Here is a 25,158-nt window from a genome sequence, read left to right on the forward strand (position 1 = left end):
TTTCGCGGGCTGCTGTGATAGCAGGTCCAAAGCAAAAGTCAGGGGCCGGTTTCGGTAAGCGTCATGGACGATCTTAAGGCAAAATATCTGGGGCAAATCGCCGAAGCGGGCGACGAAAACGCGCTTGAGGCGATCCGCGTCGCAGCTGTCGGCAAAAAAGGCGAGGTCGCGCTGAAGATGCGCGAGCTGGGCAAGATGACCCCCGAGGAACGTCAGGTCGCAGGCCCCGCGCTGAATGCCCTGAAAGATGAGATCAACTCGGCGCTGGCCGCGAAGAAGGCGGCTTTGGTTGATGCCGCACTTGATGAGCGTCTGCGCACCGAATGGCTGGACGTGACCTTGCCGACCCGCGCGCGCCGTCAGGGCTCGATCCACCCGGTCAGCCAGGCGACCGAAGAATTGACCGCGATCTTTGCTGAACTGGGTTTCTCGGTGGCGGAAGGGCCGCGCATCGAGGACGACTGGTATAATTTCGACGCGTTGAACATTCCCGGCCATCACCCTGCGCGGGCTGAGATGGACACGTTCTACATGCACCGCGCCGAGGGCGACGAGCGCCCGCCGCATGTGCTGCGGACGCATACGTCTCCGGTGCAGATCCGCTCGATGGAGAAACAGGGCGCGCCGATCCGCGTGATCTGCCCGGGCGGTGTGTACCGCGCCGACTACGACCAGACCCACACGCCGATGTTTCATCAGGTCGAAGGGCTGGCCATCGACAAGGACATCTCGATGGCGAACCTGAAATGGGTTCTGGAAGAGTTCGTGAAAGCGTTCTTCGAGGTCGACGATGTCGAACTGCGCTTCCGCGCCTCGCATTTCCCCTTCACCGAGCCGTCGGCCGAGGTCGATATCCGCTGTTCCTGGGACAATGGTCAGCTGAAGATCGGTGAGGGCGACGACTGGATGGAGATTCTGGGCTCTGGCATGGTCCACCCCAAGGTGATCGCCGCCGGTGGGATTGATCCTGAGGTCTATCAGGGCTTCGCGTTCGGGATTGGCATCGACCGTCTGGCGATGCTGAAATACGGCATTCCGGATTTGCGGGCGTTCTTTGATAGCGATCTGCGGTGGCTGCGCCACTACGGGTTTGCAGCGCTGGATATGCCGAACCTGCATGGTGGTTTGAGCCGGTAAATGGAGCTAATAGGCGCGGTTTGGGAGTTTTTGACGTCGCTGGGCGAACAGTTTGTTGCGCTGGCGTTTACGTTGCTCGCCGCTCTAATTTTTTATGGGTTTCGACTGAGGCCTATTTTGGTCTTCGGTCGGGCGCACTCCAGTTTGCACAACCTAAATCTATCCCAAAATCAGGAAGGCGCTCCCGAAAAAGACCACTTCCTAGAGATTTATAACGAGCAATTTTTTGTTCAAAATAAGGGACGGAAGCCTGCCACGGACGTGAGTCTAGTCCTGAGCCATTTTCCAAGGAATATTTCGATTAATCCGGGTCAAAAAGTTAGCTATGAAGCTATTGAAAATGGTCAGTGCCTGATCAAGTTGCCCTATATTGCAGCCGATGAGTTGATTACTCTTGATTGCGTTTATCTCAATCAGCGTGCTGCTTATCTTGACTCGGTAAGGTGTTCGGAGAGTGTTGGGAAAGAAGTCGACTTCTTTACTGTGCAACGTTTCTCGAGCCTTACTTATAGTCTGTTGTGGCTACTGATTCTGTTTGGTCTGGCTTTTCTAGTGCAGTTCGTAGTGGGACTATTCTAAGTGAGTAAACTAGGTGCGCGGAGCAAAGGCCGATAGGCCGCCGCGCTATCGCCAGACCGCCCGGACGGGCTGGCGATTTGTCTCCGTCAGCGCAACGCTCGAACAGCGCTCGGATTTGGCTGGCATAAAGTGCCCAATACAGACCAAGGATCGCCATCCCGCGGTCTGGCGACAGCGCGGCTTGTTACAGGCTCGCACGGGGTTGTGACGTGACAGTTGGCGTCAGGTGGCTAGGCTCCGGCCTATGATATACCGACTGCTTTTCCTGCTGCTAACCGCTACCCCGGCACTCGCCATGGGGCCTTGGAAATCCGACTGCCACGGCGATACGGCCTGTGAGGTGGGCGACCGCTCGTATCATGTGCTGGAGCCCGAGGGGTGGGACGGCGAGACACCTCTGCCTGTGTTGCTGCATTTCCACGGCTGGGCGCGACAGGGGACCGTGGTGGTGAACCATCAGCGCATCGCCGGTGCGACCAAGCTGCGTGGCGTATTGCTGGTGGCCCCGAACGGGTTGGGCAAAAGCTGGGATTTCTGGTCGGCGGACACGCGGGATGTGCCTTTTGCAGATGCGGTTCTGGACGACGTGGCAAAGCGCTATCCGGTTGATCCGGAACGCATCTATGTCTCGGGCTATTCCTTCGGCGGCGCGATGGCGTGGCGTTATGTCTGCCAGTCAGGCAATGACATCGCCGCCCTGCTGGCCGTCGCGGGCAGCATCCGTCAGACCGAGCACTGCCCTGAGGCCCCGCGTGAGGCGCGGCATGTGCATGGGCTGAGCGATACGGTGATGGATTTTCCTTATGGCGAGAATGGCGACACGACCTATCCGGTGTCGCTTTGGCGTTCGACCTATGACTGTCATGACGCCACCCCGCGCGGGGATTGGAGCGTGGTGCCGATCCTGACTCTCAGCCGCGTTGAATGGACCGACTGCGCGCACGGTCAGGTCACGCTGGACACGCATCCCGGCGGGCATTTCATCCCCCATGGCTGGATCGGGCGGCAGTTGGACGAGCTTTTGGGCCGCACCCCGACCTATCCCTGACGCGCGGCGCTTGCACCTTGGCGCAATCTTTGCCATTGCCTGTGCCGACTGGATATCTGCCAAAAAAGGCCCCGAGCAATGAAATTCACTCTGTCCTGGCTGAAAGACCACCTCGATACGGACGCGTCGGTTGACGAGATCGCCGAGGCGCTGACCGACCTTGGCCTTGAGGTCGAAGAGATCGTGAACCCGGCGGATCGGCTGGCGGGCTTTACGCTGGGCCATGTGAAACATGCCGAGAAGCACCCTGATGCCGACAAACTGCGCGTCTGCACGGTGGAAACCGATGAGGGCGATCTGCAGATTATCTGCGGCGCCCCCAACGCGCGAGAAGGCATCACCGTCGTGGTGTGCAAACCGGGCATGTATATCCCCGGTCTGGATATCACCATCAGCGTCGGCAAGATCCGAGGCGTTGAGAGCTTTGGCATGATGGCCTCGGAACGTGAGCTGGAGCTGTCGGACGAGCATGACGGCATTATCGAGCTGCCCTCGGGCGCAGTGGGGGATCGGTTCGTGGACTGGCTGACCGAGAACGAGCCATCCAAGGTCGATCCGATGATCGAGATTGCGATCACGCCGAACCGACCCGACGCACTGGGTGTGGCGGGCATCGCACGCGATCTGGCTGCGCGCGGTGTGGGCACGCTGAAAGAGCGCGCTTATGCGCCGGTGCCGGGTGATTTCGACAGCCCGATCAAGGTGAGCATCGACGAGGATACTCTGGATGGCGCACCGCACTTCACCGGTCGTCTGATCCGAGGTGTCAAGAATGGTCCCAGCCCGCAATGGCTGCAGGATCAGTTGAAAGCGATTGGTCTGCGGCCCATTTCGGCCTTGGTGGATATCACCAACTATATGACCTTCGACCAGAACCGCCCGCTGCATGTGTTCGATGCCGACAAGGTGCAGGGCAACCTGCGGGTGCACCGCGCCAAAGGTGGCGAGAAACTGGTGGCTCTGGACGAGAAAGAATACACCCTGCAGCCCGGCATGATGGTGATTTCAGACGACAAAGGCCCAGAATCGATTGCGGGCATCATGGGCGGGGAAGAGACCGGCTGTACCGCGGACACGGTGAACGTGTTCCTCGAAAGCGCGTTCTGGGATCATGTGCAGATCGCGCTGACCGGGCGGGCGCTGAAGATCAATTCCGATGCGCGCTATCGTTTTGAACGCGGTGTCGACCCCGAATACACCCGCGAAGGGCTGGAACACGCGACGCAGATGATTTTGGATATCTGCGGCGGTGAGGCCTCGAACGTGGTCGAGGCGGGCAAGGCCCCGAACCATGCGCGCGCCTATAAGCTGGACGCGGCGCGGGTGCAGTCTCTAGTCGGGATGGATATTCCGGAAAGCGAGCAGCGCCAGACGCTGACGCGCCTCGGCTTCCGCCTGGATGGCGAGATGGCGCATGTGCCCAGTTGGCGGCCCGATATCATGGGCGAGGCTGATCTGGTGGAAGAGGTTGCGCGGATTGCGTCCCTGACCAAGCTGCAGGGCAAGCCGCTGCCGCGTGTGACGGATGGTATCCCGAAACCGGTGATGACGCCTGCGCAGCGCCGTCAATCGATGGCGCGGCGGACCTGTGCGGCGCTGGGGTATAATGAATGCGTGACCTATACGTTCATCGATCAGGCCTCGGCGGCGCTGTTTGATGGCGGTGACGACAAGACGATGCTGGAAAACCCCATCTCGTCCGAGATGAGCCATATGCGCCCCGATCTGCTGCCCGGTCTGCTGCAGGCTGCGGCCCGCAATCAGGCGCGCGGCTATGCGGATCTGGCTTTGTTCGAGGTCGGCCCGGTGTTCCACGATGGCGAACCCGGGGATCAGCGCACCCAGATCGCGGGGCTGCTGGTGGGCCGTGATGGTCCCAAGGATGTGCATGGCGCGTCGCGGCCTGTGGACCTGTATGATGCCAAGGCCGATGCCGAGGCCGTGCTGGCCGCCATAGGCGCGCCTGCCAAGGTTCAGATCATGCGTGGCGGCGATGGCTGGTGGCATCCGGGACGGCACGGCAAGATCTGTCTGGGTCCGAAGAAGGTTCTGGGTGTATTCGGAGAGCTGCATCCGCGCGTCTTGCAAGCGATGGATATCAAGGGCCCGGCGATGGCCTTCACCATCTGGCCGGATGAAGTGCCGATGCCGCGCAAGTCTGGCGCGACCCGATCCGCGTTAGAGCTGCGCGATCTGCAAGCGGTCGAGCGGGACTTTGCCTTTGTCGTTGACGCGGATGTCGAGGCGCTGACGCTGGTCAACGCCGCAGCTGGTGCGGACAAGGCGCTGATCGAGGATGTACGCGTCTTTGACGAATTCATCGGCGGCAGTCTGGGTGAGGGCAAGAAATCTCTGGCCATCACCGTGCGGCTGCAGCCGTCGGATGCGACGCTGAAAGAGAAAGACATCGAAGTGGTCAGCGCCAAGATCGTCGAAAAGGTGACGAAAGCCACCGGCGGCGTGCTGCGGGGCTGAGGGTGTTTCCGCCTCCGGCGGGAGTATTTTTTGAAAAGATGAAGGGGCGGTCGCGCCCCTTTTTCATGGGAGGAGAAGAAGATGTTGAAGGTTTATCTGTCCGGTGAGATTCACACGTACTGGCGTGAGCAGATCATTGCGGGAGCCGAGGGGCTGGACGTTGTGTTCAGCAGTCCGGTGACCGATCACGCGGCCTCGGACGATTGCGGTGTGGCGATCCTTGGGGCGGAGCCGAACAAGTATTGGCACGATCACAAGGGCGCGATGGTCAATGCGATCCGGACCCGCAAGGGGATCTCGGACGCGGATATTGTCGTTGTGCGTTTTGGCGACAAGTACAAACAGTGGAACGCCGCCTTTGATGCCGGTTATGCGGCGGCATTGGGCAAGTCGATCATCGTGCTGCATGGCCCCGACCATCAGCATGCGCTGAAAGAAGTGGATGCGGCGGCGCTGGCCGTTGCAGAGGAGCCTGCGCAGGTGGTCGAAATTCTGCGCTATGTCCAGACGGGCGTGTTGCCCGGTTGATACGCGGCGGGCGCGGCGTTTCAGCGCCGCGGCCCTTGTCTGGGGTCAGCCTCGCGGTGGAATGGTCAGACCCTTTTGCACTGCCGGTCGTTCAAGGAACCGGTCAAGATAAGCGTTCACATGCGTGTGCTCGTCCCAGCCGATCACCTCTTTGACCCCGTAATAGTCAAGCCCGCGCAACCAGGGCGCGATGGCGATATCGGCGATTGAGTAATCTCCGGCGATCCAGTCCTGCCCGTCCAGCTGAGTGTTCAGCACGTTCAGCAGCCGCTTGGCCTCGGCCACATAGCGTTCGCGGGGGCGGGGGTCTTCGATCTCGCTGCCGGCGAATTTGTGGAAATAGCCCAGCTGACCGAACATCGGCCCCAGCCCGCCCATCTGGAACATCAGCCATTGGGTGACGCGATGTTTGTCCGCCTTGCTCTGCCCCAGCAGCATGCCGCTTTTCTCGGCCAGATACAGCAGGATCGCGCCGCTTTCGAACAGACCCAGAGGTTCTCCGTCAGGCCCGTTGGGGTCGATCAGCGCCGGGATCTTGTTGTTGGGGTTCAGCGACAGAAACTCTGGGCTTTTGACATCGGCATCGGCCAGCGTCACGGTATGTGCTTCGTAGGGCAGGCCGGTTTCTTCCAGCATGATCGAAGCCTTCACGCCGTTGGGTGTGGGGAAGGAATAGAGTTGGATGCGGTCGGGAAACTGAGGCGGCCATTTGGCCATGATCGGGAATGCGGCGGTGTCCAGCATGATGAGCTCCTGAAGCGATGCAGTTTGTGCAAATGTGGTGGCTTTGCACCGGAAAGTCAGGTGTTTCAGTGTGCAGGGCTGGACAGAGGTTGTTTGCTGAAGAACAGCACGGGGGAAAACTCGCGTATCCAGCACCTAGACCTATGGTTTGATTTAAAGCACACTTTCCCGTGATCCCCGCGCTTAACGCGCGGGTTTGTTGTTGCTGCAAAGGAGAGACGCGTGGACGACGTCGTAACACAGGTGGGTGCATTCGCCCCGCTGATCATGAGCGCGATCAAGGCCTTGATCGTTCTGATATTGGGTTGGATCGTGGCCGGAGCGATAAGCGGGCTGGTGCGGCGGCGCATTAACGCGACGCCGCATATTGACCCGACGCTGGGGAACTTTGTCGCAAGCCTTGTGAAATGGGTCCTGCTGGCGATAGTCTTTGTCGCCGTCCTGGGCATATTTGGGATCGAGGCGACCAGTATCGTCGCCATTCTGGGTGCGGCTTCGTTGGCGATTGGTCTGGCCTTGCAGGGCACGCTCAGCGATTTGGCCGCCGGGGTGATGCTGGTGGTGTTCCGGCCCTACAAGCTGGGTCAGTATGTGGATATCGGTGGCACGGCGGGTACGGTGAAGGACCTGAACCTGTTTACTACCGAACTTGTGACGCCGGACAATGTGCAGATCATCGTGCCCAACGGTCAGGCCTGGGGGTCGGTGATCACCAATTACTCGGCCCATGACACCCGTCGGGTCGATCTTGTGTTTGGCATCGACTATGGCGACAGCGCGGACGAGGCGATGGGCATCATTCTGGATGTGGCGAAGGCGGACGCCCGGATTATGGGTGATCCTGAACCATGGGTGCGGGTGACCAATCTGGGCGACAGCTCGGTAGACCTGACGGCGCGCCTGTGGTGTGCGGCGGCGGATTACTGGGATGTGAAGTTTGAACTGACCAAAGCGATCAAAGAGGCCTTTGACGCCAAGGGCGTATCGATCCCCTATCCGCATTCTGTGGAAATTCACAAAGAGGGCTAAAGGCTCCCGCCCGACGGGCGGGCATTGGAAATGCCCTTCTCTGGTTGGGCCCGGCGCCGCGCATTCTGCGCGGCGCCTTTGTTTTTTGATGGCCTGCGTCAGGCGAGACCGCGACGCGCCACAGGCGCGGCGCTTGGCCCAACGCTGTAAAGCGCTCTCGTCAGAGAGCGCTTTCAGGGGCGGGAGGGTTTACGACTTGATCACTACGCTCGGGGCAACCACGTCGATGCCCAGAGCCTTGCCCACCGCGTAATAGGTCAGTTTACCAGCATGGACGTTCAGACCCGCCAGCAGGTGCGGGTCGTCCTGACAGGCCTGTTTCCAGCCCTTGTCCGCCAGCGACAGCATGAACGGCATCGTCGCGTTGCCCAACGCGATGGTCGAAGTGCGCGCGACCGCACCCGGCATGTTGGCGACGCAGTAATGCATGATGCCGTCGACCTCATAGATCGGATCGGCGTGTGTGGTGGCCTTCGATGTCTCGAAACAGCCGCCCTGGTCGATCGCCACGTCCACCAGAACCGCGCCGGGTTTCATGGTCGACAGCTGCTCTCGCGTGATCAGCTTGGGGGCGGCGGCACCGGGGATCAGGACTGCGCCAATAACCATGTCGGCGTCGCGGATGAGCTCGGCAGTTGCACCTGCGGTTGAATACTGGTTCTTGAACTGGCCGCCAAACACATCGTCCAGATAGCGCAGACGTGGCAGCGAGCGGTCCAGAACGGTCACATCCGCACCCATGCCCGCGGCAATCTTGGCCGCGTGGGTGCCAACAACACCGCCGCCGATCACGACCACTTTGGCCGGACCAACGCCCGGAACGCCGCCCATCAGAACGCCGCGCCCGCCGTTGGCTTTTTGCAGGGTCCAAGATCCAACCTGAGGCGCCAGACGGCCCGCAACCTCGGACATCGGGGCCAGCAGGGGCAGGCCGCCGTTGGAGTCCGTCACGGTCTCATAGGCAATCGCGGTGCAGCCGGATGCGATCAGATCATGGGTCTGGTCCGGGTCGGGGGCGAGGTGCAGATAGGTGAACAGCAGCTGGCCTTCGCGCAGCATCTTGCGCTCGACCGCTTGCGGTTCCTTGACCTTGACGATCATGTCAGCGGTGGCAAAGACCTCTTCCGCGGTGTCGACAATGCGGGCACCGGCGGCCAGATAGGCCTCGTTGTCAAAGCCCGAGCCCATACCGGCGCCGGTTTCGATGATCACTTCGTGACCGCGCGCCACCGCTTCCTGCGCGGCGTTCGGGGTCATGCCGACGCGGAACTCCTGAGGTTTGATTTCCTTGGGGCAGCCGATTTTCATGAGAGAGACTCCATTCATAAACTGCTTAAATTATGGGCAGGTTGCGATGCAATTTCTGTGAAACCCCACTTGCCAATTGTCGAAACTGTGGGAAATTATCCGAAGAACCAAGAAAAACATGCAATGGATGTGCGTGAATGACATTAGACGCAACTGATCGAAAGATTCTGGCCGCGCTGCAGCGCAAAGGGCGTATGTCGAATGCTGACCTGTCGGAACAGGCGAACCTGTCGCCTTCGGCCTGCCACCGGCGGGTACAGCGGCTTGAGGCCGAAGGGTACATCAAGGACTACGTCGCCCTGCTGGATGCGCGCAAACTGAACGTGCCGACCACCGTATTTGTCGAGATCACGCTACAGGGGCAAGCCGAGGAGGTTTTGGAGGCGTTCGAGAAAGCCGTGGCGCGGATACCTGACGTGCTGGAGTGCCACCTGATGGCCGGTACGGCAGACTACATCCTGAAGGTTGTGGCCGAAAACACCGAGGATTTCGCCCGTATCCACCGGCAATACCTGTCCCGCTTGCCGGGAGTGGCGCAGATGCAAAGCTCGTTCGCGCTGCGGACCGTTTTCAAGACAACCGCGCTGCCGGTTTGAACGGAGTCAGGTTGGGCCGGGATAGGTGAACAACAGCAGATGCGCCATGTTGAAGCCAAAATGCATCAGCGGCAGGCCCTCCGACGCGCGATTTTAAGCCGACCACTGAGCAGTGTGATCAGGACTGCAACCAGCAACAAGCACGGTCAGAGCGCCGGAATCAGGGGCAAGAAATGGCTTATGGATCCTCTACTGTCGTGCAGGGTATTGATGCGAAGGGTGCTGCCGAAACGGCAAGTGCCGATATTGCAGGCGGCAGAGACCTAAATTCGGGGTGCGCCTGTGTTGCGGCAATTCAGACGCTTGTAACCCGGGCCAGACCGCGCGATTATTCAGGGCCCGGAGACCCCGCAACCGCCTGTTTCGTTTATTGTACGAGCAAAGCGGATCATGACATCCGCCGGTTATACAGCCCCGATATTGTCCGGTCCCGGTAAATGATAAGGAGCAGACCTTGGCCTACGAAAACGACCGCGCCCCCAAAGACTGGCTGGAAGCCGAGCTGGAAGACACGCTGGACGAGGATTTTGAGATTGAGTTCAGCGAACCCATGCTCTCGATGGAAGTGCGCAAGATCTACAAGGATCAGCACCCTGACATGCTGGACCGCAAGGTGTATTTCCGCAATCTGCTGCGCCTCCAGGCCGAACTGATCAAGGTACAGGACTGGGTGCAGCATACCGGGGCAAAGGTTTGCATTCTGTTCGAAGGCCGCGATAGCGCGGGTAAGGGCGGCGTGATCAAGCGCATCACCCAGCGCCTGAATCCGCGCGTGGCCCGCGTGGTCGCGCTGCCTGCGCCCAGCCGTCGCGAACAAAGCCAGTGGTATTTCCAGCGCTACGTGCCGCACCTGCCCGCGGCCGGAGAGATCGTGCTGTTCGACCGCTCGTGGTACAACCGCGCCGGGGTTGAACGGGTGATGGGTTTCGCCAATGAAGATCAGGTTGAACAGTTCTTTCAGGACGTTCCCGAATTTGAGCGGATGCTGGTGCGGTCGGGGATCATCCTGCTGAAATACTGGTTCTCGATCACCGACGAAGAACAGCAGTTGCGATTCCTGATGCGTATCCATGATCCGATGAAACAGTGGAAACTGTCGCCCATGGATCTGGAATCCCGCATCCGGTGGGAGGCTTATACCAAGGCCAAGGAAGATATGTTCTTCCGCACCAATATCTCAGAGGCCCCGTGGTACATTGTCGAGGGCAATGACAAGAAACGCGAACGTTTGAACTGTATCGAACACCTGCTGACCAAGATCCCCTACGATGATGTCCCTCAGGAAAAGGTAGACCTTCCTGACCGGCGCTATAATCCGGAATATGAACGCCGCATCCTGCCTGATGAGCTGTATGTGCCTAAGATTTATTGATCATGTTGTGAGAGGCGGTGCGGGAACGTGATCCCCGCACCTTGGCTGTCTTGTCAGCCGAAGTCGTATCCGCAGTTCATCTCGAAAACAAAGACACCGCAGAAATCGTCGGCCGCCTCTTCGATGGCGACATCAACGGTTTCGATCACATCTTCGGCGATATTGCGGCCCAGCATCAGGTCAAAATCATCCATCTCTGGTGCTGCATCGACCGTTTGAACCGGGGCCCAGTCAAATTGATCAAGCCGGGCCTGAAGCGCTGTCACGAAAGACTGAATCTCGGCCAGAAAGGCCTGAACGTCAAAGCAGGCAAGCTCGGGCATGTCTGGTTCGGCGATTTCGACCTCGGGTGCTTCGGGCTTGGGCGCTTCGACATCCGTGACGTCTGTCTGGGGTTCTTCAACCTTGTCGACAGGTTCTTCGACCTCGGTGATATCGGATTCCGGTTCCTCAACCTCGGCCACATCGGTTTCAGGCACCTCGGGTTCAGGGTCTTCCACCTCGGCGACGGGCGTTTGGGTTTCCGGTTCCTCAACCTCGGTCACATCCGTATCCGGCGCGTCATCCGAGGGCTCCTCGGTCACATCCGCGTCCGGCGTCTCGTCTGACGGGGCCTCGGTTTCGGCCATGTCAGTTTCGGGCGTCTCCTCTTCGACAGGCGCCTCGGTTTCCGTCACGTCTGTTTCAGGGGCTTCGACGACGGGCTCTTCGGGCGCTGGCGCTTCAGCGATGGGTGTTTCCTCTGGCGCGGGTGGTGTGATGACCTCTTCTTCTGGCAAGGCCACATCTTCGGTGGGCGGTGTTACCGGTGCCTCGGCTTGGGCCGTATCCAGCATCACAGGGGCCTGAGTGGTGGCAAAGTTCTGGGTGACCATGACCGCATCGAAACCCTGCATGTCGCCGGTTTCGATCCCGATCCCGATATATTTGAAGTCGGGATTCAGGATATTGGCGCGGTGGCCGGGGCTGTTCATCAGGTTCTGGTGCAGCTGCGCCACATCATCGCTGATCCCCGGAACGCCGCGTTCCGATTGCCAGGCTATGTTTTCCCCGGTGCGCCAGCTGCCCGACAGGTCAAAGCCCGCCGCCTGCATCCGCTGGGTCGCGGATGAGCCACCTTCACCGGTGTGGCTGAACCGGTCGGTTTCCAGCATCCATTCGCTGTGATCCTCGGACGATTCGTTCAATTGAGTCTCAAGTTGCAGGGGGTCTAGCCCGCGGGATGTGCGCTCTTGGTTGATCAGCGCCAGCATTTCCCGCTCGACCGTGCTTGCTGTCGACATCAGTGCCTCCGTTTTGTTGTGTCTGAGTGGACAGCCTCTGATACGAGCGACTTGGCGGCGGTTGATAGAGCGGTGGTCATTCCGGGCATTTTTCGGCGAGGGAATGCAACTGCACCGCGATTCTTTGCGCTGGAACACGCCGATCATGCGGGCCTGACAGGGATCGGCGTATTGCTGCCTTCATGTGGCCACAATTGGCACAGCAATCTGTCCTTTAAACGACAAACCCCCGAGCGATGCTTCGGGGGTCGTCAAATAGTGTCATCCAAAGCTGGACGAGCGTCAGGTGCTTAGAGCAAACCTTCGCGCTGGGCTTTCTTACGTGCCAGTTTACGGGCACGGCGGATCGCTTCAGCCTTCTCGCGCGCTTTTTTCTCGGACGGTTTCTCGAAATGTTGCTTCAGCTTCATTTCACGGAACACGCCTTCGCGCTGCAGCTTTTTCTTCAGGGCACGAAGCGCCTGATCGACGTTATTGTCGCGAACACTAACCTGCATGTGGTTGTCACCACCTTTCTAGATAGAGTTGCAAGGAAATTGCAGGAAGTGGCCGTATAGCAAAGCGCCGCTATCTTGTCTAGTACTGGTGCAAGAACCCGGAGGACCGTCATGACCGCCAATTATGAAGACATCAAAGAGCAATTGCTGAACGCGATTCTGGATCATGTGCCGTTTGACGGCTGGTCGGAAATCAGCTTTCGCGCGGCGATTTCCGATTGCGGTCTGGAGGTGGCGCTGGCTCGTGCCATCTGCCCGCGCGGCGCGGTCGATCTGGCGCTGGCATTTCATGCGCGCGGTGATGCGGCGATGCTGGACCGGATCAAATCCGAAGATCTGAGCGGGCTGAAATTCCGCGACAAGATTGCCGCTGCCGTGCGCTTCCGCCTGCAGGCGGTCGAGGACAAAGAGGCCGTGCGCCGGGGCGTGACCCTGTTTGCGCTGCCGATTTATGCCGCTGATGGGGCCAAGGCGGTCTGGGGCACCTGCGATCTGATCTGGGATGCGCTGGGTGATACCTCGGACGACGTGAATTGGTACACCAAGCGCGCCACGCTATCGGGCGTGTATTCTTCGACGCTGCTATATTGGTTGGGGGATGACAGCCCGGATCACCAAAGCACGTGGGAATTCCTTGATCGTCGGATAGAAGGCGTGATGCAGTTCGAAAAGCTCAAGGCGCAGGTGAATGGCAATCCGTTGCTGAAACCATTCCTTGCCGTACCCAACTGGTTGGCGGGCCAGGTGAAGGCTCCGATGAAGATGCCTGACAACCTGCCGGGTTCGCTGTCATCGGGGAGATAGTCGCACCGCTTCCACTTGCTGCTGGGCCTCTGCGCTACTGCCTGCTAGGCAGGAGGCAAAGGAGATATGCCCATGACCCAGACAATGCGCGCTGTTGAGATCAGCCAACCGGGTGGCCCGGACGTTCTGCAACTGACTGAACGCCCGATGCCGGAACCGGCCGAGGGTCAGGTGGTTCTGAAAGTCGCCTATGCCGGGGTGAACCGCCCCGATGCCTTGCAGCGGGCAGGGGCCTACGACCCGCCTCCGGGCGCGAGCGATCTGCCGGGGCTTGAGGCGTCGGGTGAGGTTGTGGCCATCGGCTCGGGCGTCGAGGGACTGGCCGTTGGTGATCAGGTCTGCGCTCTGCTGCCGGGCGGAGGCTATGCCGAATACGTCGCCACGCCCGCCGCGCATTGCCTGCCGGTGCCTGCAGGGATGGGGATGAAAGAGGCCGCCTGCCTGCCTGAGACCTTCTTTACCGTCTGGTCCAACGTCTTCACCCGTGGTGGCCTGAAAGCGGGCGAGCGGTTTCTGGTGCATGGTGGCTCCAGCGGTATCGGAACGACCGCGATCCAGCTGGCCAATGCCTTTGGCGCGCGGGTGTTCGCCACCGCCGGGTCGGCAGAGAAATGCGAGGCTTGTGTCAAGTTGGGGGCCGAGAAGGCGATCAACTATCGCGACGAGGATTTCGTGGCCGCGATGCGCGCCGAGGGGGGGGCGAACCTGATCCTCGATATGGTGGGCGGCGATTACATCCCGCGCAACGTCAAGGCGCTGGCGGAGGATGGGCGGCTGGTTCAGATCGCCTTTCTGCAAGGCCCTGTGGTCGAACTGAACTTTGCCCTGATGATGGTCAAACGCCTGACCCTGACCGGCAGCACTCTGCGTCCGCAAAGCGATCTGGCCAAGGCGTGCATTGCGCAGGACCTGCGCGAAGCGGTCTGGCCGCTGCTCGCGGCGGGGAAGGTTGCGCCGGTGATGGATTCCGAGTTCGATCTGGCCGATGCCGCCGCAGCCCATGCGCGGATGGAAAGCTCGGGCCATATCGGCAAGATCGTTCTCAAGGTCGCCGGGTAAGCGGATGCCTGGGGGGTCAGGCGACCGCCCGGCGATACAGGTGCCACGTGGCGTGGCCAAGGATCGGCATCACCACGATCAGCCCCAGCAGCATCGGGATCGCGCCCAGCACCAGCAGCGCTGCGACGATGGCACCCCATGTCAGGATCACGCGCGGATTGTGCCGCAGCACCCGGACCGAGGTCACAACGGCCACCGGCACACCAACCTTCCTGTCCAACAGCAGCGGAAAACTGACCACGCTCAGCGCCAGTGCAACCAGCGCAAAGACAAACCCCGTGGCGGTTCCGGTCAAAATCATCGTCCAGCCTGCGCTGGTGGTGAACACCTCGGTCACAAACCCCATGGCCGAGGCAGGCGGTTCCGGCCCGAGGGTCTGCGCATAGATGCTCTGCGCCACCATCAACCAGACCAGCAGCAGCATGACCAGATAGAACCCCAGCGCCAGAATGGCTCCGAATGAGGGTGAGCGGAACACGCCGAACGCGTCCAGCCAATGCACCTCGCCGCCCTGTTCGCGCTTGCGGCTGATCTCATACAACCCGACCGCTGCAACCGGCCCGACCAGCGCAAAGCCCGCGATCAGCGGGGCCAGCAGGGGCACCATGTCCTTGTTCAGCCCGATCCCGAACATCAAAAGCCCGGCGATCGGATAGATCAGCACCACAAACACCGCATCTGCGCGGGTCTCCAGAAAGTCGTTATACCCCGCCCGCAGACAGGCGCGCAGGTCCTGCAGGGTCAGCGTATGCACCACCGGCATCGCTCCGGTATCGGCGCTGCCGATCTCGCTGACCGACTCTGCCACATGATCGCCGGTCGCCCGCATCTGGCGGGCGGCCCAGCTGATTGGGTTACCGATTGTCTTGTCCATCATCATCCCCCCTTTGGCATGGATATGCTGCGGGATGCATCCGGTGCGGGCATTGCCTGTGACCGGATCAACCGGCAACGTCCCCATCAGTATAGCACATTTTGCAGAAACCTGCCCGATCACCCTTATGCGACCACAACCATTGCCCTGCTGCACAGGCATGTTAGCTTTGTTTCAAAGGCAAGGGAGGCAGCCATGCAGCAAACCGCTCGCACCGTCGTTATCCGTGAAACCGGCGGCCCCGAGGCCCTGCGGATCGAGGATCGCCCGCTGGGTGACCCGGGCCCGGGCGAGGTTCGAATTCGTCATCACGCCTGCGGGTTGAATTTCATCGATGTTTACCAGCGCAGCGGGCTCTATCCGCTGGATTTGCCCCACGCGCTGGGGATGGAAGCCGCTGGCGTGATCGAAGCGGTGGGGGAAGGCGTCACCCATCTGGAACCCGGCCAGCGCGCCGCATATGCTGCTGGACCTCCTGGTGCCTACACCGAGGCGCGCGTGATGCCCGCCGCGCAGGTCTGCCCGTTGCCCGAGGGCATCTCGTTTCGAGCGGCGGCTGCAATGATGTTGAAAGGTATGACGGTGGAGTATCTGTTTCACCGCACCACACCTTTGAAGCGCGGCGACACAGTTCTGTTTCACGCCGCCGCCGGGGGTGTCGGCCTGATCGCTTGTCAATGGGCGAAATCCGAAGGCATTACCTTGATCGGAACCGCCGGAACGGATGAGAAATGCAGCCTCGCACAGTTCAACGGGGCTGCGCATTGCATCAACTATCGAACCGAGAATTTCGTGGAGCGCGTGGCCGAGATCACGGACGGCAAGGGTGTTGATGTGGTCATGGATTCGATAGGAGCGGATACGTTCGAAGGCTCTTTGGACTGCCTCAAACCGTTGGGTATGATGATATCCTTCGGCAATGCTTCGGGGCCGGTGCCACCGGTTGATCTGGGGATGCTGGCGCAGCGCGGATCGCTCAAGATGACGCGGCCCACCCTGTTTACGCATATCGCTGATCATGCCGTGTGCCAGGCGATGGCGCGACGGCTGTTCGGCAAGGTCGAGGGGCGTGAGGTCAAAATCCACGTTGATCAGCAATTCCCGCTGGATCAGGTCGCCGATGCCCACCGCGCCCTTGAGGCGCGGCAGACCACAGGTAGCACGGTTCTGGAACCCTGAGCGGTTGGGCCCGGCAGATGCGCCGGGCCCAGTCTGCAATCAGAACCGATAGGTGGCCCGGATCTGGAGTGTCGTGGCATCCACGTCCACCCCGGTGGAATTGAAATTGTCGAACTCGTGATAGAGTAGCTCGCCCCCGATACTGACACTCGGCGCCACGATCTGTTCATAGCCCGCGCCAATGAACCAGCCATCGTCACTGCCGAGGTTATCTGTATCGGCATCGGCATAGCCAGCGGTGCCGTAAAACAGCCCCTGCGGGTTCACCTTGTACCCAGCGCGCGCTTTGATGCGCCAGACCTGCTCGACCGTGGCGGCACCAGAAAGATCCACATCGGTCCAGTCATAGTCAAAGCCGCCGCCAACGACCCAGTCGCCCAGATCGTAGTCATATCCCAGAGTAATACCGCCGATCACACTGTCGCCGTCCACGCCGGACAGGTTGGTGTCAACATCGGCGTACCCCAATTGGGCGCCGCCGTAGAACCCTGTCCAATTGCCCGAAGACTGTGCCATTGCAGTGCCTGCCGCCAAAGTCGCGACAGTCGTGAACATCACCAGTTTTGCTGTCATCTTTTTTCCTTCAACTCATAGAACGGCCGCAGGGTGTTAACGCACGGCCTCGTATCGACAAAATGATCCGGTCTCTGCACCGGATCATCACGTTTTCAACTGTCCCGAACGATGTGCGTCTGACCTGAGAGGGCAGCACGCGCGGGCCCGGTCGACCGGGCGCTTATCTGATGCACAGATAGGTCTGAGTCAGAGGCCTTCAAACGACAAACGGCGGCGGATACGATCCGCCGCCGATGCACTGAATGTCTTCAGCGGATTATTGCTCTTGCAGCTCCGCAGGGGTCTTGTCTGCGATGTCTTTCCAGTTGGCGTCGGCGCGCTCGTTAAAGCCCGGGATATCGCCTTCCCAGCGTTCCTGAATGTCAGCCGACAGGTTCAGGTACAGCTTGTTGTCAACGATCTTCCAGTAGTTCGGGTCGCCATCGAACTTGAAGCCCATCGCGGTGCCGAAGGCGCAGTAGCCGCCATATGCGGGCAGGTAAGCCTCGGGGTTTTCTTCAAAGGCTGCTTTGTTTTCTTCCGAAGCAAAGCGGTACAGCGCATCGTTGTGCAGTGTGGTGATGCGGTAATCGCCTTTGGTGGCTTCGCCAACAGTGAAGTAGGCAACCGGGTCATAGCCCTGCAGCGCCAGGCCGGTCGAGCTTGCGTTCAGTTCTACGCCGGCGGCCAGAGCCGTGCTTGCAACTGCAACAGACAGTGCGACACCGCCGATGAGGGATTTGAACTTGTTCATTGTGTTCACCTTTCGTGAAAAGGCCCGCGTTCGAGCACCTGAATTTTGCTCCGGCGAACCGGATTTGTTGTTGCGGCACCGGTAATTGGCTGCCACGCAATCACAGTTGGGAAGGCCGTCGCTCACATTCAAAACAATCAATTGTGAATGTGTATTGACGAAGGGCACCTGTTCATTCGCGCACGTCAGGGACCAAAGCCAGCACGAAGCGTATGACCTTTTCGGCAGGCATTTCACAGGGGCGCAACAGCGCTCCGCTGGCTTGTGTCAGATAGAGGTTCAGGCTGATATAGTCCGTCCCGCCAAGCTGATGCGCGACCAGCTTGTGAGATCGTCCTGCGGCCATGATCTGGTGCGACACCACATAGCGGCGCTGATCGGCGGTTGCGGTAAATGTACCTGTTGGCAGATCGGCAAGGGCGCGTGCAACGCGGTCTGCGGCGCTCACGATTTGCCGATTTTGGGCTCGGTCCCGGCCTTGATGCGCGCCACGTTGGCGCTGTGGCGCCAATAGACCAGCAGGGTCAGCACAATGCCCAGTATGAACGTGCTGCCGTCGGTCAGCAACATGATCCATGTGGTCGACAGCGCCGCTGCTGCCAGCGCGCCCACCGACGAGATGCGCCAGATCGCTGCGCTCACCAGCCAGGTCAGGCAGCAGGCAAGCCCCACGCGCCAGTCCAGCGCCAACCACAGACCCAGAAACGTCGCAACCCCCTTGCCGCCCCTGAAGCCCAGCCAGACCGGAAAGCAATGACCAAGGAAGGCCATAAGGGCCGCAACCTGCGCCGCGTCCTCTCCGGCCATGGCCCGCGCCAGCAGCACGGCCACCGCGCCCTTGGCCCCGTCCAGCAACAACGTCAGTGCCGCCGCGCCCTTGTTACCGGTCCGCAGCACATTGGTCGCACCGATATTGCCCGAGCCGATATTGCGCAGATTGCCCAGCCCCATGACCTTGGCAAGGATCATCCCGAACGGGACCGATCCCATCAGGTACCCCAGACCCGCCCACAGGATCAGCTGGGTCATTGTGCTGTCAAAAAAGGGCATCAGGCTCTCCGGTAGACTTCGTTTCCGGCCACATAGGTTGCGGTGACCTTACCCTGCATCCGCTGTCCGTCAAACGGAGTGTTCTGAGATTTCGATTTCAGCGCGAACCGGTCCAGCACAAAGGGCACATCCGGGTCAAACAGGACCAAATCTGCGGGTGCACCCTCGGCCAGACGGCCCGAGCTCAATCCCAGCCGTTTCGCCGGGTTCAGGGCCATGGCGCGGAACAGCGTCGGCAGATCCAGTTGCTCGGCATGATAGAGCCGCAGTGCCGCCGGCAGCAGGGTTTCCAGTGCCACCGCGCCCGAGGCGGCCTCTTCAAATGGCAGGCGTTTACTTTCCTCGTCCTGTGGCGTGTGCATTGAACTGATGGTGTCGATCAGGCCGGTGCGGACGGCCTCGATCACCGCCTGCCGGTCATCCTCGGACCGCAGCGGAGGTTTGACCTTGAAGAAGGTGCGATAGTCGGCCACGTCCAGTTCGTTCAGCGTCAGATGGTGGATCGAGGTGCCAGCGGTGATGTCCAGCCCATTGCACTTTGCACGCTCCAGCGCGGGCAGAGCGCGGGCGGTGGTGATCTGGTCGGCGTGGTAAGCTGCCCCGGTCATCTCAAGCAGGGCGATGTCGCGGTCCAGTCCCATGCGTTCGGCCATCGGAGAAACCGCAGGCAGGCCACGCAGGGCTGCGAATTTGCCGCTGGTGGCTGCGGCACCGCTGCTCAGGCCCGGTTCCTGCGGGTGGGCAATCACAAGCGCGCCGCAGGATTTGGCATAGGTCAGCGCGCGGGAGAAGACCTTGGTGTTGGTGATGACGTGATCGCAGTCGGTAAAGGCCACAGCGCCCGCGTCTTGCAGGAACCCGATCTCGGTCATCTCACGCCCGTCGCGCCCTTTGGTCAACGCGGCCATTGGCAGAACGTTCACAGGCGCATCCGCCTGTGCGCGCCGGGTGGCGAATTCCAGCGTTTCGGGCGTGTCGACAGCAGGCAGGGTATCGGGGCGGGTGACGATAGTGGTGACGCCGCCTGCGGCAGCAGCCAGACCGGCGGATTTGTAGCTTTCCTTGTGCCGCTCGCCCGGTTCACAGACCTTGACGCCGATATCGACGATGCCGGGGGCCAGACATTGCCCGCCACAATCGACCACCTGCGCGTCCGTGGTCGGGGCATCGCCTTCGCCGCGCAGGGTAATGCGGCCATCGGTGACCTGCAGCCAGCCAAGCGTGTCCGTCCCGGCCTCGGGGTCGATCAGGCGGGCGTTGGTAAAGAGCTGGTCGGTCATATCGAGGCCTCTCGGGCTTGGGTCAGGGCTGCCAAGGCGGCATCCGGGTCGGGCAGATGGTCAAATCTAAAAAAAGGGTGACGGCTGAAAACCACTGCTGAAGGCACAGTGCGGAAATTTAGGAACTGATTGATTTCCAGCTTCTTGGGTTTCAGGTCTTTGTTGATTTGCCAGGCGTTTTGCGACGTAACAACATAAACTCTTTGCGACCGAACGTAACGGTCCGCCCACAATATGAACACCAGCCCGCCGGTGCAGCTGATCAGCTTCCAGAAGTCTCGTACGCTGTCCACAATCCATGGGGTAGCCAGCCAGGCCAAACCCACGGAGCCGATCAGAATTCTGTAGGACCATCCCAAATGATGCGGGAAAATCCCGTCATGCGGTCGCCCAAACCAAAGAACTTCTTCATCGTCGGGTATTCTGTCTCGCCACCACTCGTCGCTCATGCGATGGCCCTTTCGATGGCGGCTTTGGTGGCGGCGGGGTTTGCCTGATACTTGATCAGGTGTTTATCGCCGCCCTTGGTGACGATCTGGACAAAGCTGCCCATGGTGTTGACAGCCTCGATCTGGTTCAGCGCCACCGTGCGTGGGCCGGGGCCGGTAAGCGTGGTCTCGGACATCTCCCAATTGGCGGCCAGCTCTTCCGAGGCCAGATACCATGCGCGGATGCCGATCGCGGCGAGGCCTGCGGGGGCTCCGGTCCAGACATAGGGGTTCCCGATCAGCCACAGGACCAGCATCGCGGCGGCCATGGCAAAGGCGGCCAGCCATGTGTTCGTGCGGATGTATGCACCCTTGTCGGGGGCGAAGGTTACAGGATCAGCCATAGGGCACCTCCGACAGCGATCAGGATCAGCAGGGCGATCAGGGATGAACCGATGCGGCGCGCGTTGCCCGCGTCCTGCGGAGGTTGCGAGGCCGAGAATGGCTTGGCGCTTTCGGTTGCGATCGGGCCGCCGGACCAGTTGGTCGCTTCTTCGGTGAACAGACCGATCAGGCGCAGACGCGGATCGGGAATCAGCGTTGCCGTGCGGCCCTGAAAGGCGGCGCTGCGCAGGGCCATGACCCAGCCCTCGATCCGCTCCAGCGCTGCGCGGTCCAGTTGGTCGTCGGAGACGCCGCAGCCTTCGTTAAGATAGCCATAAAGGCCAAGGTCTTCGAGGTCGGAGACCGGAAATATGTCGATCTGCGCCGGGTCCAGCCCATCGACCCCCAGCACCTGATCGGCGGCACCCGGTTCGCGAAGGAACTTGGCCTCTTCGGCGCGCATGTCCAGCGCGAACAGGCGGATCACGCCGCGTTCATGGGGGGCGACGGTCAGGTCGTTCATGCGGGTTCTCGCAGGGTGCGGGCCAGCAGGTCCATCGCGGCCATGCGGACCGCGACGCCCATCTCGACCTGTTCCTGAATGACGGACCGGTTGATGTCGTCAGCCAGAGTGCCGTCGATCTCGACCCCGCGGTTCATTGGGCCGGGGTGCATGACGATGGCGTCGGGCTTGGCCAGTGCCAGCTTGGCGGCGTCCAGACCATAGCGGTGATAGTATTCGCGTTCCGACGGGATGAACCCGCCATCCATCCGCTCGCGCTGAAGGCGCAGCATCATGACAACGTCGACGTCCTTAAGGCCCTCGTTCATGTCGTCGTAAATCTCGGCCCCGAAATCCGCGAACTGATGCGGAACCAGTGTCGGAGGGCCAATCAGGCGGATGCGGTTCTCCATCTTCCCGAGCAGGATCAGGTTTGACCGCGCCACGCGCGAATGCGCAACATCGCCGCAGATCGCGATGTTCAGGCGGTGCAGGCGGCCCTTGGCGCGGCGGATCGTCAGCGCGTCCAGCAGCGCCTGCGTCGGATGCTCATGCCGCCCGTCGCCGGCGTTGAGCACGGCGCAGTTCACTTTTTGCGCCAGCAGGTCCACCGCGCCGGAATGCGGATGCCGCACCACCAGCAGATCAGGGTGCATCGCATTCAGAGTCATGGCGGTGTCGATCAGCGTCTCACCCTTTTTGATCGAGCTGGCCTGCATCGCCATGTTCATTACATCCGCGCCCAGCCGCTTGCCCGCCAGCTCGAAACTGGCCTGCGTGCGGGTTGAGTTTTCAAAGAACATATTGATCTGCGTCAGCCCCGACAGCACGTCCGAGTGTTTGGTCGATTGGCGGTTCAGATCGACATAGGTCTCGGCCAGATCGAGGATGGCGGTGATATCGGATTGCGACAGATGCTCGATGCCAAGAAGGTGACGATGGGCGAAACGCATGGGCGGGCTCCTGTCTGACAATCGGCCCGCTTATAGAAAGCCGCGCGGGTCAAGGCAACCTAAGGTTCGGCGCCGTCGGGCAGTTTCTCGCATCCGCCATCGGGCAGGCACTGCTCGCCGGGTCTGCACCATTTGCCGTAACCGCAATCGATGGCCTTGATAGGCACACATCCCTGATGGGCCGAGCATTTGAAGCCGGGGCGGCATTGCGACCCGGTTTCTTCGCACAAGAACCAGCCTGGACGCGAGCACCCGCCGCCCGGCAGGCAGGTTGAACCCCGTGCGCAGGTCAGCCCGTCATCACAGGTTTGCGGCGGGCTGGGGTCGAACTCGGGCCTGGTGCTTTCGCATTCGCCGCGCGCATTGCAAAAGCTGCTGCCCGGACAATCCAGCCGCGATGTACATTTGTTCAGCCCGGCAGGCGCGCAACGTGTGCCGCGCGCCACGCAGCGTTCGAACGGGCCGCAGGTGCGGCCGCCGCCACAATACGTGTGGCCCGGAGGGATGCAGCGACCGTCAAAGCTGCAGCGTTGGCCTGCCGGGCAGCATCCCCGGCCACATTGCAATTGACCGGGACGGCACTGTCCATTCCGGTCCAAGGGGTTCGCTTGCATCGGGCTACCGGCAAGGTTCAGAACCAGCCCGATCAGCAGGATTCGCAGGATCATCAACATGAATTCCTGCATGGTCGACCTGTGGCGGCGTTGTGGCAAGGTCTATTCGCTTTCCCTCGGTCAAAAGTTGGTTAGATTGAGGGCTATGGAATCGGGCTTGGACTATCATACCGCGCGGGCTCTGCTGGATTGGCAGATTGAGCTGGGCGTGACGGATGCGATCGGCGACGCGCCGGTCGACCGCTACGCCTTGCCCGACAAGGCACCGAGGGCGAAAAAGCCTGCGGCAGCGCAAGTGACGCCAGAGGCACCGCAGAAGGTCGATCCGGCAGAGGTGGCGCAGCACGCCGCGAAAGCGGCCGGGTCGCTGGCGGAATTGCGCGCGGCGATGGACGCGTTTGGCCTGTGCGATCTGAAACGCGGCGCAAAGCAACTTGTGTTTGCCGACGGCACCCCCGGCGCGCGGGTGATGATCATTGGTGAGGCTCCGGGCCGGGATGAGGACCGCGAAGGCAAGCCCTTTGTCGGACGCGCCGGGCAATTGCTGGACCGGATGCTGGCGGCGATTGATCTGGACCGGCACAAGAACGTCTATATCACCAATGTGCTGCCGTGGCGGCCTCCGCAGAACCGGGATCCCAAGCCGGAAGAGATTGGCATGATGAAGCCTTTTCTAGAACGCCACGTGGCGCTGGCCAAGCCCGAGGTTCTGGTGGTGATGGGCAATATCAGCTGTCAGGCGGTGCTGGGCAAACGCGGCATCACGCGGCTGCGCGGCAACTGGGATCAGGCGCTGGGCCTGCCGGTGATCCCGATGTTCCACCCCGCCTACCTGCTGCGGCAACCGCAGATGAAACGGCAGGCCTGGGCCGATCTGCTGGAGCTGAAAGCGCGGCTGGGGGCCGGGGCATGAGGGTTCTGGCTTTCTCGGACCTGCATCTGGCGCGTAACCGGGCCGCCGATCTGGTCGCGGCCAGCGCGCAGGCCGATCTGGTCATCGGGGCCGGGGATTTCTGCAACGGGCGGCAGGGTCTGGACGAGGCGATGGGGATGCTCTCGGGCATTGCAGCGCCAATGGTTCTGGTCCCCGGAAATGCCGAAAGCGCCGAGGAACTGACCGCCGCCGCACCTGACGGGGCGCATATTCTGCACGGGACAGGCATGACACTGGACGGCTTGCGCCTGTTTGGTCTGGGCTACGGTGTGCCGGTGACGCCCTTTGGGGATTGGTCCTGTGACCTGACCGAGGCTGAGGCCGCCGAGCTGCTGGATCGTTGCGAGGCTGCGGATGTTCTGATCGTGCATTCTCCGCCCAAGGGGCACGGGGACACCACGTCGCAGGGCGTGTCCGTGGGCTCGGTTGCGGTGCGGGACGCGGTGGAACGGCTGCAACCCGCGCATGTGTTTTGCGGCCATATCCACGACAGCTGGGGCTATCGCGGCACCATCGGGCGCAGCCTGATCGCCAATCTAGGCCCCAAAGTGCATTGGTTCGAGGTGGACACATGATCGACACGGTCACCCTTCTGGCCTTCATTCCCGCCGCGATGGCCCTGAATTTCACGCCGGGTGCGGATATGATGTTCTGCTTTGGGCAGGGCTTGCGGTCCGGTGCCCGCCCGGCGCTGATGGCCAGCGCAGGTGTCTCGGTCGGCCTGATGGTGCATGTTCTGCTGGCAGGGCTGGGGCTGGGCGCGCTGGTATCTGCGCTGCCGTGGCTGTTTGATGTGATCCGGTGGATGGGCGTCGCCTATCTGCTCTATCTTGCGTGGGGGGCAATCCGGAACGGGGCGGTTTCGGGCGATGCGCCCACCAAGCCCACGCATTTCGCCTTTCGGGACGGGATGATCGTGAACCTGACCAACCCCAAGGTGATCCTGTTCGTGCTGGCCTTCATCCCGCAGTTTGTCGATCCCGCGCAGGGCTCGGTTCTGGTGCAATTCCTGATCTTCGGCGTGATCATCGCGCTGGGCGGTTTTGTGGTGAATGGGCTGGTGGGATTGTTTGCAGGCGGGGCCGGGCGGTTGCTGATTTCAAACCCGCGCGCCTCGCGCATCATGGGCTGGGTGACCGGAGCGATTTTTGCCGCCCTCGCCATCCGCCTTGCCATTATGGAAAGGGCCTGA

The 25,158-nt window shown here is 61.0% G+C and carries 29 protein-coding genes; 14 read left to right on the forward strand and 15 right to left on the reverse strand.

Annotated elements, in window-relative coordinates; genetic code table 11:
- Positions 1-63: 63 nt before the first annotated feature.
- From pheS to ACR3EN_RS07015, 5 genes are all read left to right on the forward strand, one after another.
- A complete protein-coding gene (gene pheS / locus ACR3EN_RS06995) occupies positions 64-1,137 on the forward strand; it encodes a phenylalanine--tRNA ligase subunit alpha (RefSeq protein WP_480823410.1) in 1,074 nt (357 codons plus the stop codon).
- Positions 1,138-1,716 (forward strand): hypothetical protein, encoded by a 579-nt coding sequence (locus ACR3EN_RS07000; RefSeq protein ID WP_480823412.1) that lies wholly within the window; start codon positions 1,138-1,140, stop codon positions 1,714-1,716.
- A gap of 244 nt (positions 1,717-1,960) precedes the next feature.
- Positions 1,961-2,764 carry a CE1 family esterase gene (locus ACR3EN_RS07005; RefSeq protein ID WP_480823414.1) on the forward strand — a complete coding sequence of 268 codons (804 nt, stop codon included), beginning with the start codon at positions 1,961-1,963 and terminating at the stop codon, positions 2,762-2,764.
- A gap of 78 nt (positions 2,765-2,842) precedes the next feature.
- A complete protein-coding gene (gene pheT, locus ACR3EN_RS07010; protein ID WP_480823416.1) occupies positions 2,843-5,239 on the forward strand; it encodes a phenylalanine--tRNA ligase subunit beta in 2,397 nt (798 codons plus the stop codon).
- Between the two features lie 81 nt (positions 5,240-5,320).
- Positions 5,321-5,767 (forward strand): YtoQ family protein, encoded by a 447-nt coding sequence (locus tag ACR3EN_RS07015; protein ID WP_480823418.1) that lies wholly within the window; start codon positions 5,321-5,323, stop codon positions 5,765-5,767.
- A 45-nt stretch (positions 5,768-5,812) separates the two neighbouring features.
- Here ACR3EN_RS07015 and ACR3EN_RS07020 read toward each other — a convergent pair whose 3' ends face one another.
- A complete protein-coding gene (locus ACR3EN_RS07020) occupies positions 5,813-6,511 on the reverse strand; it encodes a glutathione S-transferase family protein (protein ID WP_480823420.1) in 699 nt (232 codons plus the stop codon).
- Positions 6,512-6,778: 267 nt separating this feature from the next.
- On the opposite strand from ACR3EN_RS07020, the gene ACR3EN_RS07025 reads away from it, so the two are divergent.
- Positions 6,779-7,540 (forward strand): mechanosensitive ion channel family protein, encoded by a 762-nt coding sequence (locus ACR3EN_RS07025; protein ID WP_480823680.1) that lies wholly within the window; start codon positions 6,779-6,781, stop codon positions 7,538-7,540.
- Between the two features lie 189 nt (positions 7,541-7,729).
- Here ACR3EN_RS07025 and ald read toward each other — a convergent pair whose 3' ends face one another.
- On the reverse strand, positions 7,730-8,848 hold the full coding sequence (gene ald / locus ACR3EN_RS07030) for an alanine dehydrogenase (protein ID WP_480823422.1): 1,119 nt from the start codon (positions 8,846-8,848) through the stop codon (positions 7,730-7,732).
- 137 nt (positions 8,849-8,985) lie between these two features.
- On the opposite strand from ald, the gene ACR3EN_RS07035 reads away from it, so the two are divergent.
- Together ACR3EN_RS07035 and ppk2 are read left to right on the forward strand one after the other, a co-directional pair.
- Positions 8,986-9,444, forward strand: a complete 459-nt coding sequence (locus ACR3EN_RS07035) for an Lrp/AsnC family transcriptional regulator (RefSeq protein WP_480531788.1) — start codon at positions 8,986-8,988, stop codon at positions 9,442-9,444.
- 454 nt (positions 9,445-9,898) lie between these two features.
- A complete protein-coding gene (gene ppk2 / locus ACR3EN_RS07040) occupies positions 9,899-10,816 on the forward strand; it encodes a polyphosphate kinase 2 (RefSeq protein ID WP_480823424.1) in 918 nt (305 codons plus the stop codon).
- Positions 10,817-10,869: 53 nt separating this feature from the next.
- Here ppk2 and ACR3EN_RS07045 read toward each other — a convergent pair whose 3' ends face one another.
- Positions 10,870-12,099: a CAP domain-containing protein gene (locus ACR3EN_RS07045; protein ID WP_480823426.1), complete on the reverse strand. Its 1,230-nt coding sequence runs from the start codon at positions 12,097-12,099 to the stop codon at positions 10,870-10,872.
- Positions 12,100-12,389: 290 nt separating this feature from the next.
- Positions 12,390-12,596: a 30S ribosomal protein S21 gene (gene rpsU / locus ACR3EN_RS07050; protein WP_005614280.1), complete on the reverse strand. Its 207-nt coding sequence runs from the start codon at positions 12,594-12,596 to the stop codon at positions 12,390-12,392.
- A 111-nt stretch (positions 12,597-12,707) separates the two neighbouring features.
- Between rpsU and ACR3EN_RS07055 the strand changes: the two genes are divergently transcribed.
- Positions 12,708-13,400: a COQ9 family protein gene (locus ACR3EN_RS07055; RefSeq protein ID WP_480823428.1), complete on the forward strand. Its 693-nt coding sequence runs from the start codon at positions 12,708-12,710 to the stop codon at positions 13,398-13,400.
- Between the two features lie 72 nt (positions 13,401-13,472).
- Positions 13,473-14,459, forward strand: coding sequence for an NAD(P)H-quinone oxidoreductase (locus ACR3EN_RS07060; protein WP_480823430.1), 987 nt, complete (start codon positions 13,473-13,475; stop codon positions 14,457-14,459).
- A 16-nt stretch (positions 14,460-14,475) separates the two neighbouring features.
- Here ACR3EN_RS07060 and ACR3EN_RS07065 read toward each other — a convergent pair whose 3' ends face one another.
- Entirely contained in the window at positions 14,476-15,333 is an 858-nt protein-coding gene (locus ACR3EN_RS07065; RefSeq protein WP_480823682.1) for a DUF2189 domain-containing protein, read from the reverse strand.
- Positions 15,334-15,528: 195 nt separating this feature from the next.
- Here ACR3EN_RS07065 and ACR3EN_RS07070 point away from each other — a divergent pair, with 195 nt between their 5' ends.
- On the forward strand, positions 15,529-16,512 hold the full coding sequence (locus tag ACR3EN_RS07070; RefSeq protein ID WP_480870797.1) for a quinone oxidoreductase family protein: 984 nt from the start codon (positions 15,529-15,531) through the stop codon (positions 16,510-16,512).
- A 39-nt stretch (positions 16,513-16,551) separates the two neighbouring features.
- Here the strand turns inward: ACR3EN_RS07070 and ACR3EN_RS07075 are convergent, their stop codons facing one another.
- From ACR3EN_RS07075 to ACR3EN_RS07120, 10 genes are all read right to left on the reverse strand, one after another.
- Positions 16,552-17,085 (reverse strand): outer membrane protein, encoded by a 534-nt coding sequence (locus ACR3EN_RS07075; protein ID WP_480823434.1) that lies wholly within the window; start codon positions 17,083-17,085, stop codon positions 16,552-16,554.
- 259 nt (positions 17,086-17,344) lie between these two features.
- Positions 17,345-17,821 (reverse strand): YHS domain-containing (seleno)protein, encoded by a 477-nt coding sequence (locus ACR3EN_RS07080; protein WP_480823436.1) that lies wholly within the window; start codon positions 17,819-17,821, stop codon positions 17,345-17,347.
- A 172-nt stretch (positions 17,822-17,993) separates the two neighbouring features.
- Positions 17,994-18,269 carry a hypothetical protein gene (locus ACR3EN_RS07085; protein ID WP_480823438.1) on the reverse strand — a complete coding sequence of 92 codons (276 nt, stop codon included), beginning with the start codon at positions 18,267-18,269 and terminating at the stop codon, positions 17,994-17,996.
- Positions 18,266-18,871 carry a glycerol-3-phosphate 1-O-acyltransferase PlsY gene (plsY, locus tag ACR3EN_RS07090; protein WP_480823440.1) on the reverse strand — a complete coding sequence of 202 codons (606 nt, stop codon included), beginning with the start codon at positions 18,869-18,871 and terminating at the stop codon, positions 18,266-18,268. The genes ACR3EN_RS07085 and plsY overlap by 4 nt, the downstream gene beginning before the upstream one ends.
- Positions 18,871-20,151 carry a dihydroorotase gene (gene pyrC, locus ACR3EN_RS07095; RefSeq protein WP_480823442.1) on the reverse strand — a complete coding sequence of 427 codons (1,281 nt, stop codon included), beginning with the start codon at positions 20,149-20,151 and terminating at the stop codon, positions 18,871-18,873. The genes plsY and pyrC overlap by 1 nt, the downstream gene beginning before the upstream one ends.
- Positions 20,148-20,600, reverse strand: coding sequence for a hypothetical protein (locus ACR3EN_RS07100; RefSeq protein ID WP_480823444.1), 453 nt, complete (start codon positions 20,598-20,600; stop codon positions 20,148-20,150). The genes pyrC and ACR3EN_RS07100 overlap by 4 nt, the downstream gene beginning before the upstream one ends.
- Positions 20,597-20,983 carry a hypothetical protein gene (locus ACR3EN_RS07105; protein WP_480823446.1) on the reverse strand — a complete coding sequence of 129 codons (387 nt, stop codon included), beginning with the start codon at positions 20,981-20,983 and terminating at the stop codon, positions 20,597-20,599. Before ACR3EN_RS07105 ends, ACR3EN_RS07100 begins: the two co-directional genes overlap by 4 nt.
- Entirely contained in the window at positions 20,968-21,486 is a 519-nt protein-coding gene (locus ACR3EN_RS07110; RefSeq protein ID WP_480823448.1) for a hypothetical protein, read from the reverse strand. The genes ACR3EN_RS07105 and ACR3EN_RS07110 overlap by 16 nt, the downstream gene beginning before the upstream one ends.
- Positions 21,483-22,418 carry an aspartate carbamoyltransferase catalytic subunit gene (locus tag ACR3EN_RS07115; protein ID WP_480823450.1) on the reverse strand — a complete coding sequence of 312 codons (936 nt, stop codon included), beginning with the start codon at positions 22,416-22,418 and terminating at the stop codon, positions 21,483-21,485. Before ACR3EN_RS07115 ends, ACR3EN_RS07110 begins: the two co-directional genes overlap by 4 nt.
- Before the next feature lie 59 nt (positions 22,419-22,477).
- Positions 22,478-23,104, reverse strand: a complete 627-nt coding sequence (locus ACR3EN_RS07120; protein WP_480843527.1) for a scavenger receptor class F, member 2 — start codon at positions 23,102-23,104, stop codon at positions 22,478-22,480.
- A gap of 73 nt (positions 23,105-23,177) precedes the next feature.
- Between ACR3EN_RS07120 and ACR3EN_RS07125 the strand changes: the two genes are divergently transcribed.
- From ACR3EN_RS07125 to ACR3EN_RS07135, 3 genes are read left to right on the forward strand one after another with little or no spacing between them, the layout of a single operon-like run.
- Positions 23,178-23,945: a uracil-DNA glycosylase gene (locus ACR3EN_RS07125; RefSeq protein WP_480823684.1), complete on the forward strand. Its 768-nt coding sequence runs from the start codon at positions 23,178-23,180 to the stop codon at positions 23,943-23,945.
- Positions 23,942-24,541 (forward strand): metallophosphoesterase family protein, encoded by a 600-nt coding sequence (locus ACR3EN_RS07130; RefSeq protein ID WP_480823454.1) that lies wholly within the window; start codon positions 23,942-23,944, stop codon positions 24,539-24,541. The genes ACR3EN_RS07125 and ACR3EN_RS07130 overlap by 4 nt, the downstream gene beginning before the upstream one ends.
- Positions 24,538-25,158 carry a LysE family translocator gene (locus tag ACR3EN_RS07135; RefSeq protein WP_480823456.1) on the forward strand — a complete coding sequence of 207 codons (621 nt, stop codon included), beginning with the start codon at positions 24,538-24,540 and terminating at the stop codon, positions 25,156-25,158. Before ACR3EN_RS07130 ends, ACR3EN_RS07135 begins: the two co-directional genes overlap by 4 nt.

The sequence above is a fragment of the Ruegeria sp. G7 genome, assembly GCF_056535465.1.

Bases quoted from the DNA above. Each gene is read 5' to 3' on its own strand.
- ACR3EN_RS07125 (WP_480823684.1), top strand. From the start codon at position 23,178: ATGGAATCGGGCTTGGACTATCATACCGCGCGGGCTCTGCTGGATTGG.
- ACR3EN_RS07025 (WP_480823680.1), top strand. From the start codon at position 6,779: ATGAGCGCGATCAAGGCCTTGATCGTTCTGATATTGGGTTGGATCGTG.
- ACR3EN_RS07120 (WP_480843527.1), bottom strand. From the start codon at position 23,104: ATGCAGGAATTCATGTTGATGATCCTGCGAATCCTGCTGATCGGGCTG.
- ald (WP_480823422.1), bottom strand. From the start codon at position 8,848: ATGAAAATCGGCTGCCCCAAGGAAATCAAACCTCAGGAGTTCCGCGTC.
- pyrC (WP_480823442.1), bottom strand. From the start codon at position 20,151: ATGACCGACCAGCTCTTTACCAACGCCCGCCTGATCGACCCCGAGGCC.
- pheT (WP_480823416.1), top strand. From the start codon at position 2,843: ATGAAATTCACTCTGTCCTGGCTGAAAGACCACCTCGATACGGACGCG.
- ACR3EN_RS07045 (WP_480823426.1), bottom strand. From the start codon at position 12,099: ATGTCGACAGCAAGCACGGTCGAGCGGGAAATGCTGGCGCTGATCAAC.
- pheS (WP_480823410.1), top strand. From the start codon at position 64: ATGGACGATCTTAAGGCAAAATATCTGGGGCAAATCGCCGAAGCGGGC.
- ACR3EN_RS07035 (WP_480531788.1), top strand. From the start codon at position 8,986: ATGACATTAGACGCAACTGATCGAAAGATTCTGGCCGCGCTGCAGCGC.
- ACR3EN_RS07000 (WP_480823412.1), top strand. From the start codon at position 1,138: ATGGAGCTAATAGGCGCGGTTTGGGAGTTTTTGACGTCGCTGGGCGAA.
- ACR3EN_RS07060 (WP_480823430.1), top strand. From the start codon at position 13,473: ATGACCCAGACAATGCGCGCTGTTGAGATCAGCCAACCGGGTGGCCCG.
- ACR3EN_RS07110 (WP_480823448.1), bottom strand. From the start codon at position 21,486: ATGAACGACCTGACCGTCGCCCCCCATGAACGCGGCGTGATCCGCCTG.
- ACR3EN_RS07105 (WP_480823446.1), bottom strand. From the start codon at position 20,983: ATGGCTGATCCTGTAACCTTCGCCCCCGACAAGGGTGCATACATCCGC.
- ACR3EN_RS07115 (WP_480823450.1), bottom strand. From the start codon at position 22,418: ATGCGTTTCGCCCATCGTCACCTTCTTGGCATCGAGCATCTGTCGCAA.
- ACR3EN_RS07065 (WP_480823682.1), bottom strand. From the start codon at position 15,333: ATGGACAAGACAATCGGTAACCCAATCAGCTGGGCCGCCCGCCAGATG.
- ACR3EN_RS07135 (WP_480823456.1), top strand. From the start codon at position 24,538: ATGATCGACACGGTCACCCTTCTGGCCTTCATTCCCGCCGCGATGGCC.
- ACR3EN_RS07100 (WP_480823444.1), bottom strand. From the start codon at position 20,600: ATGAGCGACGAGTGGTGGCGAGACAGAATACCCGACGATGAAGAAGTT.
- ACR3EN_RS07015 (WP_480823418.1), top strand. From the start codon at position 5,321: ATGTTGAAGGTTTATCTGTCCGGTGAGATTCACACGTACTGGCGTGAG.
- ACR3EN_RS07130 (WP_480823454.1), top strand. From the start codon at position 23,942: ATGAGGGTTCTGGCTTTCTCGGACCTGCATCTGGCGCGTAACCGGGCC.
- ACR3EN_RS07055 (WP_480823428.1), top strand. From the start codon at position 12,708: ATGACCGCCAATTATGAAGACATCAAAGAGCAATTGCTGAACGCGATT.
- ACR3EN_RS07005 (WP_480823414.1), top strand. From the start codon at position 1,961: ATGATATACCGACTGCTTTTCCTGCTGCTAACCGCTACCCCGGCACTC.
- ACR3EN_RS07075 (WP_480823434.1), bottom strand. From the start codon at position 17,085: ATGACAGCAAAACTGGTGATGTTCACGACTGTCGCGACTTTGGCGGCA.
- ACR3EN_RS07070 (WP_480870797.1), top strand. From the start codon at position 15,529: ATGCAGCAAACCGCTCGCACCGTCGTTATCCGTGAAACCGGCGGCCCC.
- rpsU (WP_005614280.1), bottom strand. From the start codon at position 12,596: ATGCAGGTTAGTGTTCGCGACAATAACGTCGATCAGGCGCTTCGTGCC.
- ACR3EN_RS07080 (WP_480823436.1), bottom strand. From the start codon at position 17,821: ATGAACAAGTTCAAATCCCTCATCGGCGGTGTCGCACTGTCTGTTGCA.
- ACR3EN_RS07020 (WP_480823420.1), bottom strand. From the start codon at position 6,511: ATGCTGGACACCGCCGCATTCCCGATCATGGCCAAATGGCCGCCTCAG.
- plsY (WP_480823440.1), bottom strand. From the start codon at position 18,871: ATGCCCTTTTTTGACAGCACAATGACCCAGCTGATCCTGTGGGCGGGT.